We start from the raw sequence: 12,698 nt of genomic DNA on the forward strand, positions 1-12,698 counted from the left end.
GCTTGCAAAGTCCAGCATAATAATGAAATAAAGTTTATACCACTAAGTTTAAAGAAGTATTATGTATAAAAATTTTCTTAAGTTTTTTCTTATTGCAGTATCAGTAACTTTAATTACTAACGATATGTTTGCTATCATAGAGTCAAAAGAAGTGTCCAATGATACTATAGATACTAGGCAGAACGAAGAAAATTTAGGAATTCCTAATGATTTTATATATAAAGGAAAAATTATATCTCCACATTGTATTATTGAAAGAAAAAGCAATATTATTGACCTAGAAAAATGCCATAAAGAACTAGAGAGTAAAAGAGCATATTATGAAGAAATCAGAGATGACAATCTAAGAGAAATAATAAAACCATATGAAATAATCAGTGATGCAAATGAAATAAGAGTTACAACGCTGAGTATGATATATGAAGATGGTCGCCTTGCTTCTGAAGAAAGCTATCGGATAAAATTTATAGGAACTTTTGCTAAAGAGCAATTTGCTATAGCCAATGAAGAGATTTATAATGGTAGGAGCATTTTGCCTACTAATTTAGAAATATTTTATTTTAAGCACGACGGTGATCAGCTAATTATAAAGCCTTTAAACCAAGCTAAAGATGAATGGGCATATATACGTGACGTATACATAAAAAATGGAGTGCTCTATTTTTCTAAGTTACTAAACCATCAACATACATGGTTGTTGATGCAAAAGGTAGCTGAATTGCAAGGAAATGTAAATGAAGACAGATTTGCACGTCTAGAAGCAGAAGACGCATGGGATTTTGATAAAGCTAGCTTTGTGATGCTGGGAGCAGAAAACCCAGAGAATTTTTCTAGTAAAGCCTTTTTTCAGATGCATGAACTAGATATAATGAATTCCGAAAGGGCTTCCTCATCTGCACCGTTATTTTTACCGTCTATACCGTATGAAATTGAATTTTGTTATGTGTGCCGTGGATATTTTCATGAAGAATATCTTACTAGAAACCCTATAGAAATTTATGAAGATAAATACTGTAACTCGTTACCATATATTGAGGTTTGGCTTAAATATAAGAAGGAAGAAAAACAAATCTTAAAAGTTGATGAGTTTGCAGCATTTGTTCAAAAAGTTAATGCTGTGTGTGAGAGTTACAAAAAAAAGAATAATACAAGTAAGAAGATATAGTTAATGCCAAGGATAACAAATTTTTCTTTCTAATTTTATAAATTATGATAAAGGAACTATTAAAACATAATTTAACTCTATTGCTAAAGTCAAATAGTATAGTAAAAGATGCAAAATCTTATGTAGAACAATTTGGTTATGAAGCTGTGCAAGCCATTCAAAATCAAAATATCACCATACCTACCCGAACCAGCAAACTAAGATCAATAAAAACAAATAAAGATGATTACCATTATTCAAGACCTATAAAGAAGTAGCAGAGAGGAGAGTTCTCTCCTTGTTTGTAAAAACAGGGAGAAGCGGGTAGGTAGGCACTTAGCGTGCTTTCCTCCCAAAGGTAGGGTCGAGCAATGGCGCGGTAGCTTTTGTTATCCCCGTTTCCATCACCCGCCTCGTCAAACGTAACGTACAGATTTCCCGTATTACGCTTTCCTGATAACTTCTTATCATTGCCTATGACCTATCCGCTGTTATTGCTTTCAAAGGTCTGTAATATCGAATTTGGTAATCGTTATATAATCCCATCTTCTCATACAAATCTCTCCTACTCCACCTTTCCCAGCCGAAGCCTTTCAATCCTCGTGATTTCATTAAATGGCGTCTTACTTTCTTCTCTACCCAGTCTCTTACATATCCAAAACAACGGCTAGAGTTACCAATCCTAAAGTAGTTTATCCAACCTCGTAATATCGGGTTGATAAGGTATGTTACTCTATCAACTGGTTGCGATATAAACTTGCGGAATATCTCTTTTAGTTTTGCTAGCAGGGCAGTTCGCGCTCTCATTCTAGGCGTCTTCTGGATTCCAATTTTACCTTGCTTAGTTTTCGCTCGTCTAAAATCAAATCCCAGAAAGCTAAATGTTTCACCATTCTTTAGATCAACTGTCTTTGTCTTCTCTTCGTTTAGTTCAACCTTTATTTTCAACAATTCTTGTCTTAGCCTTATATTGATCGCTCTCTCTAACCACTGCCATTTTCTATAGCCATCAATTAGTATGATCAGATCATCAGCCCATCTAACGTACTCTATATGGTCATAGCCATCTCTTAGCTTACTCACTTCCTTTGCTCTTTCTAGCATTTTATCTACTTCATTTAAGTAAATATTGCTTAAATGCGGTGATAGTGGCCCGCCTTGAGATATACCTCTTTTTCCACCTGCTTTGACTATCAATTTTAGTAGCTTCATAACATCTTTGTCATTTACACGCTCTGCTATCTTGTTAAATAGCTCAAGGTGAGCAATCGTGTCAAAGTAAGAGCGTAAATCTACATCTATTACTCTTGTCTTCTCCTTAATTGCTGCTACTGTAACTTTTTCTATAGCCGCAGCTGCAGTCCGTTTAGGGCGATATCCATATGATCCAGGTTGGAAGTCAGCTTCAAATATTGGTTCTAAAATGAGCTTTAGTGCTCCTTCTACCACTCTATCTTTGATAGTTGGTATGGATAACTTCCTCACTTTATTACCATTATCTTTAGGAATTACCTTGACCCTTTTCCTTTCAGGATAATAGGTTCTGGCTTGTAATTCTGTTTGTATGTTTTCTAGAAATTGTTCAACCCCCGCTAACTCTATCATTTCAAAGGTAACACCATCTATTCCAGGCGCCCCCTTATTATGCTTAGCTAGCTTGTAGGCTTCTCTTAGTGTTTCTATCTTACATACATGAACATATAATCCCCAAAATCGCCATTGCTTTTCAGCTTTAGCTTTGATGTATATTTTCCTTCTCAGGTCTTGTAATTCTATAGACGTTTTTATCATTCGTCTTTACCTCCCTTGTTGTTGGAATAATGTTATCAGTAGGGTGTCTTCGCTCCACAGGCATTACTCTGCTTCATTGCTAATACACACCCATCCGCCATCCTCTCATCTTCAATTCATTTCCTAGTTTTGCTAGTTATAGAATTTACCTTGCTCCAAGAGCTTTCTTCCTGGGATGAGTAGGACTTCTCCAGTCACTTAATATGTCCTTATTATCATGCTGCCACTCCCACCCCGCCGAAGTGTCCAATTGTATCAGTTAGTTTTCAATTGAACATATTGCCTTCACTCTACGGTCGCTAGTTCGGCCTTCGGGGCTTCGCACTTTCGGGGCCACCTATGTGTTCGCTCTCGCTGCGGCCTGATAATTCGCTCTTACCCTATAGGTAAGTTTGTCGATAGGTTCCAACATCTTGATTTCTCGCCATGCTGCTATCCTAGCTATAGATCTCTAACTTTTAATCTAGTAGGGTTACCTCCTACTGAACATACTAGTTTCTCTGGACACACAACCGTACAAGCATATTGCTATGCATACGGCTCAAGCAATTTACTAACAGCTGCAATTAGTTGGCCTCGCTTGCTATGTACTTGCCTATGACAGTTTGTATGCAATAAGCACAAATTGTTAATATGGTCAGTGCCGCCACATCTTGTAGGTCTTTTATGATGGACTTGCACCTTTTCTCCATTATCTATTGAATCTAAACAAACAGAGCATTTACCTTCTTGTCTACGCCAAAGAATCTGTCTGGTTTTAAAGAAGTACTTTGGTTTACTAGCTTGACGTTTTTGCCAGTATTCCTTAAGTTCTGGATTATCAGGAGATGCTTTGCCTTTAACTAGAATATGCCTTTTGATTGCTGTCCATTGTAATTTCCATAGATATAGATCTTTACTTTTATCCATAAAGACCCAATTATCATTTCGAGCTTTGATTCTGCCCCAATACTTCTCTTTAAGCCACCACCAGTATTTATTAGGATGTCTTCTACAAGCAAATCTTGCTTGTCGCATCCACATCCAACGATCTAGTTGGATAAAAGTTCTTTTGGCTATAACTTTGTTAAAATAACTGCACCATCCCATTATTCTAGGATTAAGGTTTTCAATTATCCTGTCAATTTCCCATGAGAAGCTTCTTTTCCATTCAATCATTATTCGCTTTTTAAATGATTTAATAGTATCTTTGGATGGTTTAACTAGTAGTGTTATACCTCTTCTTCTACTCTTGGTATTATATTGCCGGATATTAAATCCCAGAAAATCAAACCCTTCTTTAATATGAAGTATCTTAGTCTTTTCTTCTGATAATGCTAATCCTCTAATATTTAACCAATCGTTAATTATCTTCTTTGCTTTAATACAAGAGCTTTCAGATTTTGCACAAACTATAAAATCATCAGCGTATTTTACTAAAGCATATTCAGATTTTGGATGGAGATGATCATATTTATCATAAGTTATGTTAAGTATGTCTTCCATTCCATGAAGAGCTGTATTTAAAAGTAAGGGACTGATTACTCCCCCTTGAGGAGTTCCAACTGTTGTTTTGGTGAATTGATATTCTTCCATCACGCCAGATTTAAGCCATGCTTTAATCCAATTTCGTGCTGGAAAATTTCCTATAATTTTCAAAAGAAAATTATGATTAATATTATCAAATGCACCTTTAATATCAGCATCCAGTATCCATCCCCTGGTTGTGCCAGGGCAAACAATAGCAGAAATTCTCTGTATTGCATCGTGGGTGCTGCGTCCAGGTCTAAAGCCGTAACTACTCCCTTCAAACTTAGCTTCCCAAAATGGTTCAAGTGCTGATTTAACAACAGCTTGCATACATCTATCCAAAATAATAGGTAAACCTAAAGGTCTAAGTTTGCCTTTTCGTTTGGGAATATACACACGCTTGATCGGTTTAACAGATGATAGATTATTATTTGCTAACTTCTCCATTAACAAATTTCTTTCTTTATCTGTATTAACAACTATTTTATCAATACCAGGGCTTCTTCGCCCTCGATTGATTTGGGTAATACGTCTTATAGCAAGTAATTTATTTGATCTTGATTTCAACATCAACTTCTGTAAACTACGTACTAATTTCATGTTACCATTTGCAGATGCCCTATAGATACGTCTACGAAGATTATTAACCTTTTTATTAACTTCTTGCCAATTTATTGCATGCCAATAAATTTTCTCAAAGTTATTATTATCGGTCTTAATTGTTACATTTGCGTTTTGCATCTAACTTTTCCAATATAATTCATAATCTTGTTTACTTACTTAGGGTAAATCACCAGTCTCAAGTCAGCATCATTTCTGATTAGCACATAGTGCCTATACACCCAGTTATTTATTCCTGTAGCCTTTCAGCTTAGTGTCATTAGCTTTTTAAGACCTCTCTTACCTACTACCAGTTGCCAAGTAATAGGCTTACCACGTTTCACTAATTAAAGATGCGTTAAGTTGGTTACCTTCTGTATACCGGGGAACTGGCATTTTTAAAGAAGGTCGCGTCTTCCTTCTTACAGTTAAGCTTTTCAGCTTCATCCCTATAACAGATATTATCTGGAGTATCTGCTTTTATATTTACGATATTTTCCATACAAAGATTCACTTTCGTTTAACCAATTTTAACTTTACCTTGCCCCTATTTCCCATCCAGATTAGTAATTTAGTTAGGCTTCTTATTGCGCTTAGCACAAGATCGTTACCAACCTTGCACCGCAATAATAGTAATTAGGTCTAAATGCAACCTAGCCGCAATATATTTGCAGACTTTATTTTAGTGCCATCGTGTCGCACCACGCAATATATTTGCAGACTTTATTTTAGTGCCATCGTGTCGCACCACGCAATATATTTGCAGACTTTATTTTAGTACCATCGTGTCGCACCACGCAATATATAAACCTTACGGTTTATTTTTGCTTGCTGGTTCAAGTGGTTCTGGTTTCAGTGGATGATTTTAAGATTGCATGGTAATGTCAATGATGGATTGAACATTGTTAGAATTAATAAACCATGGCGATACAGTTTGCAAGAATAGAAATAGTAAGTAGGAGTGAAGGTAAGAATGCTTGCCTTGAAAGCTGCTTATAATGCCAGGCTGATTATTAAAGATGAGAGAACTAACATCACTTATAATTTTAGCAAAAAAGGCGATAATGTTTATCATGCTGTTTTATTGCCAGATTATGTAGATAAAAGATTCAAAAATCCAAGAGTTTTAATGAACGAAGTGGAGCGTACAGAAAAGCGAAAAAACAGTCAATTATTAAAAGATATAGTTATAGCACTGCCTGATGATAAGGAATTGGATTTAGATGATAGAATAGCCATTACTCATGAAATCATCAAAGAGATGGGATGGGTAAAGAATGGGCTTGGAGTTCAGGTTGATATTCATCAGCCACATGATGGAGAGAAGAATTGGCATGCCCATGTGCTTGTTACTACCAGAAGATTTGCACAGAAGACGGAAAAGCATTAGGAGCTAAGGCAGTAGATTTAAATCCTAAATTTGCCAAAGTTCAGGGCAAAGCGTTCATTATCCCAGAAGGGGAAATAATTCATGAGAGAGCTAAAGAAGTAATCAATAAATATTTTGCCAAGTTAGGTTTAGAAATCCGAGTAGACCCGATAAGTTTTATGCCACAGCAGCATGTCGGCCCTACTAGAATGCGAAGTATTATCAATGAAATAGCAGAGCAAAATAAAATATGCAGGCTAGCCCATCTTGAGATCGTCAAGAGGAGCAGATGGAGTGCTTGAATCGCATGATTCGTCATCAAGCTATTTTTACTAAATTGGATATAGAAAAAGCAGTAAAAGAGATTAAAGAAGAAGCAGAAAAGCAAAAACTAATAAGGGAAATATTAAATTCAGATAGATTAATCAAACTATATAATGAAGATGGCACGGATACTAAATACTATACTACTCAAGACATAAGGGATGAAGAATTAAGGATAGTTAGAATAGCAGATAAGATCAATAGTCAGATTCATTTTAATAACGTTATTAAGCTTAAGAGTGATATCGATAATCTTGCAAGTGTTAATGAAGCACAAAGAGCAAGCCTGCAGCATATATTAATTAATAGTCAAGGGATTAGGATCCTTGCAAGGTAGGGCCGGCACCGGTAAGTCACAAGTACTTGCTGAAGGCTTATAAAATTGCCACCAACTAATGGGCAAAATGTTATAGGGCTTAGCCCTACTCATAAAGCAGCATCAGAGCTTAAAAGTAAAGGTTACCGGCAAGTGTTATACAGTAAAAGGATTTTTATTTAAATTATATAATGGCAAAGCTGAGCTACCAAGAGAGTAGCCTACGCTAGTGGTAGATGAAGCAGGGATGGTAGGTAATAGTGATTATTTAGAATTGCTGAAAGTAGCAAGGAGTAACAATTGTAATCTGATACTGGCTGGAGATGAGAGACAACTAACTTCAATTGAGCGAGGAGGAATGTTTACAGTATTGGCTAGTAAATTTGGCTCATATGAATTAAGTAACATTAGGAGACAAAGCAAGGCATGGGCAAGAGAAATGGCTTCATGCTTTGCAAAATCAGATATTGCCGGTGGTCTGCAGTTATTAGAGCAGCATAAATGTTTAAAGATTGATCATATGCTAGAAGAATCAATGGCAAGATTAATTAATGATTGGAGTAACAGCAAATTTGCTCTAAATGAGCGTTTAATAATTACCATGCGTAATGCTGAAGTAGATAGTATTAATCAAGGGATCAGGGAGTTACTAAAAGCTAAAGGCTTGCTTACCGGTAAAGAATATAGACGCTATGCATCGCCTGAAGAAGTATGAAGATTATATGGCAGGAGATCGTATTTTGTTTAAGACAGTACTAATAAAGATTTACAAATAGAAAATGGTGAATTTGCAACGATAACTTCAGTAAGTAACGATAAGATTGATAGCTAAAACAGATAGCGGGAAAGAAATAGAATTTAATCCTCAAGATGTAAGCTTTAAACATGGCTATGCTTCTACAGTGTATAAAGCACAAGGAGCCTCAATTAAAGATGTCTATGTATTACATAATCTAGCAGGAAATAGCAGAAATTCTTATGTAGCCATGACAAGACACATAGAAGAGGTAAAACTTTACTATAATAGGAAGGCTACCAGGAATATGGACCAGTTTAATATCGCAACTTAGCAAAATAGATAATAGGCTATCTAGCATTAATTTTAAAACTTTAGAAGAGTTGGTAACGATTCAAGGCAAAATAAGAGTCCTAATATTATAGATAAAGTAGGTAATTGGTTTAAAGGGGTAGTAGAAGATATTAAGGATAGATTACACAGTAATGATAATTATTACCACTTAAGAATGAAGCTCAGAGACCACCTGCTAAAGTAGCAGAAATCCTAAGAAGCACTAGCACAAATTTTGCCACAAGCCATAAAGCCCAAGAAGAGCGGAAAAGCTCTTCTTATAACCTTACGAATTGTAATAAACAAGATACAACAATAAGTGTTAAGTTACAAGAGGATATTATGGCAAAGAATAAAATAGATTATAATACTATTAATAAACAAAAAGCAGTAGAATTAAAGCAACGATTATCATTTAAAGCGGAAGAAATAGGTAGAAATTTGCTAGACAGTCCAAACAAGCATTTATCAAATAGTCAAGTGTCTACGCTGGGAGAAAGATGGTAAGATAGCGATGAAGATAAATGGCAGTAAAGCCGGCAGATGGTATGATTTTAGTAAAGGAGAGGGAGGAGATTTATTTACCTTAGTACAAAGAGAAAAAAATTGTGATTTTATAGAAGCTAAGAAATATTTACAAAATATGGTTGGTGTGTCAACCAACGTAGGTAAAGATCTAGCAGCAAATTTAGCAGCAAACAAAAATCAACAAATTAAAACCCCAACAGGTCAAGATGATGAAATAGTAAAAATTAAGAGAGCTATAGGATTATATGAAAAATCAGATTCTTTAAAATATGTCTATGCCCAGGTCATGTAGCAAAAAGATATTTATCAGAACATCGTGGAATTAAAGAAGTATTAACAAGATACCAACTAAGCTTTGATCTTAGAACCAAAATGATGTGGGACACTCATAGCAAAGAATATTATCCTGCATTAATTGCTTTTGCTAGAAATAAAGATGGTAATATTACCGGTGGACAATCAATTTATTTAAACAAAGACACAAATAATAAAGCTGATATTGAGGTTAATAAACGTTCTTTTGGCAGAATCAGAGGTTCTTTTGTTGAGATTAGTAAAAATAATGAACAGCAGCGCAAGCAGTACCAAAGCAGTAAAGATGGCAACAATTCAGCAAGTAATGTAACGGTTATAGCAGAAGGGGCTAGAGACGGCTTTAAGCATTGTAGAAGCTGGTATTAAAGGCAAAATTCTTTGTAGTTTAGGTGTAAGTAACATCCGGAACTATGAGCCTATCAAAGGAGAGAGAATAATAATTGCTGCTGATAATGATGGCAAAGACGCAGTATCAGTTAATACTGTAATTAAGGCTCAGGAAGAATTAATTAGTAAAGGAGCAGCGGTAGCAATAATACGACCACTCGGAGACAGGAGATTTTAATGATGTGCTAAAATCTCAAGGAGCAGAATCTATTAGACAATCTTCTAGAGCCTGAAATAGCAAAATTAACAGTAGCTAGCAATGCAATAGGACTTAAATCATCCTTAAAAGCAAGTGATGATAGAAAATCACAATTTCAGTCTATAGAATTATTATTTTCAAAATTTGCAAATAACGATAATAACGGACTAAATAATTTGCAGCAACAGCAAATAAAAGCTCTAGCAAAGTTTGGCACAGCAGAAAATATCGATACTGCTTTACAAATCTACAGAGAAAAAGGTATAGATTCTTGTACTGCTCTATAGTAACAAGATTTGCATAGCAGCAATAGAGAAGAAGATACAGAAAGATTTACAAATTATGCAGAATAAATTTGATCCTAATTATAATCTTGGTGATAAAAGATTTTCTGATATAGTGAGTATATGATTTTCAAGGCAAAAGCCATTTAGTGCCTGAAGATTACTTAAATGCTATAGGAAGGGATAAACAAGTAATGCAGTATATAAGTCCCAGCTCAGAAATAGCTAAAGAAATAAGAAGTGCGGTAAAGCAAGTATCTGAGCACAAGCTTAGTCAAGGAATAAGAGTTTAGAGTGTAGTGTAATAATATTTTACCAAGTTCAAAAAATGTAAATATATGAGTGAACAAGGAAACTTGCTGGGTGATCCAGATAAAGGCACGAAGAAAGCTAAGCATGATAAGATATTTCGTAAGGCACTGGAGAATCCTCTAGTTGCCCATGAGTTCTTTAATGCACATTTGCCCCCAAATATTAAAAGTTTAATAGATTTTCCTAGTTTAGCAATGGAAAATACCACATTTGTAGAAAGCTCTTTAAAAGATTCTATCTCTGATGTTTTATTCTCATGCAAATTTGATAAACAAGACGGATATTTATTTTTACTTGTCGAGCATCAATCAAAAGCAGATCATTTTATGGCTTTTAGGCTATTTAAATATATGATTAATATTTGTGAGCGATATTTAATACAAAATCCTCAAGCTAAGACTTTACCATTAATATACCCAATGATATTTTTCAATGGTCAGGAGAAATATAATGTTGCAAGGAATTTGTGGGATTTATTTGCCAATAACAAATTAGCAAGAGAATTATGGATTAGTGATTACCAGTTAGTGAATGTCCATGAAATTCCTGATGAAGAGTTTAAACAAAGGATATGGTCAGGGATATTAGAATTTTTTCTCAAGCATATACATGAGAGGGAGTTGTTAAAAAGATGGCAAGAAATATCAGATATATTACCGGAATTAACCAAAATAACGATAGGTTATGATTATCTAGAAATGATATTATATTATACATTGACGAAGATAGAGCAAGCTGATAAAATAAAGCTAGAGAATTTATTATCAACAAAGTTGAATCCAGAAATAGGGACAAGGCTTATGAGAAGTTTAGCACAGCATTGGCAACAAGAAGGAAAAGAATTAGGCATTCTTGAAGGCTTACAAGTTGGTGAAGCTAAAGGTATCCAGATTGGTGAAGCTAAAGGTATCCAGATTGGTGAAGCTAAAGGTATCCAGATTGGAAAAGCTGAAGGAAAAGTTGAAGGAAAAGCTGAAGGGGAATATAATAAAGCAGTAGAGGTAGCAAAGAAAATGTTAGCTCAAGGTTGCAATGTTGCTTTAATTTCTAGTGTAACCGGTCTTGATGAAGCTTTTATTAGTTCTTTAGAGTAAACATATTTCTTGTAAAATTTACTCTGCTGTTTGAAAAATCATTTATAAAAAATTCTGAAATAACAGAAAAGTTTTTTATACGCAGCTTACCTCTAAAACTCGTAATACTAAATTAGCGATTTAAAGGGGCATTATAATAGGATTTTTCTTTATAAGGTATATCTTCCCTATCAAACAATTGAAATCTTTTAAAAATGCCATTAAAATGGCTTTGATATTTTTAGATTTAAATCAAGTTTGTAAATTCATTGGTAATTTAGTAATAGGGAAATTACCCGCAAGTTTTACATAGCAGGTAAGATCTGGTAGATTCATAATTTCAGATGGCATTACTAATAATTTTCTTTTCTCTAAGCTATGCATATTTACTCCATCACGCATGGAGTTAGCACCATAAGAGAGATTCTCTTGAGTCTCAATAATTTCTTGCTCACCAAGCATTAAAGCTGATTTATGTGCTGTCTGCTGATCACTCACTCGAAAAATAAATTTGCTACCAAATAGATCAAGCATTGAAGCTGCTCCTGCATGACCATATATCTCCTCTAATTGATGGATATTCTGCATGCCTGCAACAACGCAGCCACCATATTTCCTGCTTTCAGCTAAAGCTATAGGGAGTGAAGATATCTTTTGTAAAGCTGGCAGCTCATCAATCACAAACCACATATTACTATGAGTATTATTGATGTTCCTATTCATTAATGCTTTTATCGCTATGCTAATCCATGCAGCAATAAGTGGTCGAAGCATTACTCTCTGATTAGGAGTACTAGTTATAAATAACCAACCTTTGTCCGCAGTAAACCACTTTCTAATACTAAAACTACCATCAGGCTTTAAATGTTGCAGAGCTTCAATATTTTTACTAACAGTTGCTTGAATACCGGACGAAGTCTCAGGTGCACCACTGCTAATGATACCGGACACTGCACTGTTTTTAAAGATCCTAACAAATTCTTTATTATTTGCATAAAGAATAGTATTTATTAGCTTTTTGATGTCTTTGCTATCCTGATATAATCTTAATCCTTCAACTAATACTAGCTCAGCACTTTTAGCAAAAAAATCATCTAATTTTGGATTATAATTACTAAAACTACTGGCTATATCATTATAATCCCAAATTTCATGACAATCATTCCACGGTAGCCAATGCTCTGTACCATCTTGCAAAGGATTAAGTATCTTATCACATTTTGGATCAAAAAATCTATCAGTAAAGCTACCTGTTAAATCAATAATAATTGCTCTACCTCGTTCTTTTCTAATCTGAGGTAACAGCTCATTTAACATGATCTTACCACTAATATTTTGTAATGTTGTTTTAGCGGAAGACTATACTAATTCTACTAATACAAACCAACAAATAGACCAACACATTCAAATTCAAGATCCTAATATTTTAGCTGAAGAATATTTCAATATTGGTAGTTCTTTTTATAAATTATAGATGT

General features: G+C 34.6%; 5 protein-coding genes and 2 pseudogenes. 4 read left to right on the plus strand and 3 right to left on the minus strand.

Going from position 1 to position 12,698, the window contains the following annotated elements:
* Window positions 1-61: 61 nt before the first annotated feature.
* Window positions 62-1,165 carry a hypothetical protein gene (locus tag AAHM91_RS01725; RefSeq protein ID WP_342269667.1) on the plus strand — a complete coding sequence of 368 codons (1,104 nt, stop codon included), beginning with the start codon at window positions 62-64 and terminating at the stop codon, window positions 1,163-1,165.
* A 44-nt stretch (window positions 1,166-1,209) separates the two neighbouring features.
* Entirely contained in the window at window positions 1,210-1,422 is a 213-nt protein-coding gene (locus AAHM91_RS01730) for a hypothetical protein (RefSeq protein ID WP_342269668.1), read from the plus strand.
* Between the two features lie 196 nt (window positions 1,423-1,618).
* On the opposite strand, the gene ltrA (AAHM91_RS01735) is transcribed toward AAHM91_RS01730, so the two are convergent.
* Both ltrA (AAHM91_RS01735) and ltrA (AAHM91_RS01740) read right to left on the minus strand, forming a co-directional pair.
* Window positions 1,619-2,935, minus strand: coding sequence for a group II intron reverse transcriptase/maturase (gene ltrA, locus AAHM91_RS01735; protein ID WP_342269505.1), 1,317 nt, complete (start codon window positions 2,933-2,935; stop codon window positions 1,619-1,621).
* A 528-nt stretch (window positions 2,936-3,463) separates the two neighbouring features.
* Window positions 3,464-5,185, minus strand: coding sequence for a group II intron reverse transcriptase/maturase (ltrA, locus tag AAHM91_RS01740; RefSeq protein ID WP_342269504.1), 1,722 nt, complete (start codon window positions 5,183-5,185; stop codon window positions 3,464-3,466).
* Between the two features lie 780 nt (window positions 5,186-5,965).
* On the opposite strand from ltrA (AAHM91_RS01740), the pseudogene AAHM91_RS10915 reads away from it, so the two are divergent.
* Together AAHM91_RS10915 and AAHM91_RS01790 are read left to right on the plus strand one after the other, a co-directional pair.
* A pseudogene (locus tag AAHM91_RS10915) lies at window positions 5,966-10,128 on the plus strand (AAA family ATPase).
* A 45-nt stretch (window positions 10,129-10,173) separates the two neighbouring features.
* The gene (locus AAHM91_RS01790) at window positions 10,174-11,241 is read left to right on the plus strand and encodes an Rpn family recombination-promoting nuclease/putative transposase (protein ID WP_342269677.1); all 1,068 of its coding nucleotides are present in this window, start codon (window positions 10,174-10,176) and stop codon (window positions 11,239-11,241) included.
* A gap of 231 nt (window positions 11,242-11,472) precedes the next feature.
* Here AAHM91_RS01790 and AAHM91_RS01795 read toward each other — a convergent pair.
* Window positions 11,473-12,549: pseudogene (locus AAHM91_RS01795) on the minus strand (type IV secretion system DNA-binding domain-containing protein); the annotation flags it as partial.
* Window positions 12,550-12,698: the final 149 nt, after the last annotated feature.

Origin of the sequence: Rickettsia endosymbiont of Orchestes rusci, assembly GCF_964030945.1 — a bacterium.
In the GTDB taxonomy this organism is placed as follows: domain Bacteria; phylum Pseudomonadota; class Alphaproteobacteria; order Rickettsiales; family Rickettsiaceae; genus Rickettsia.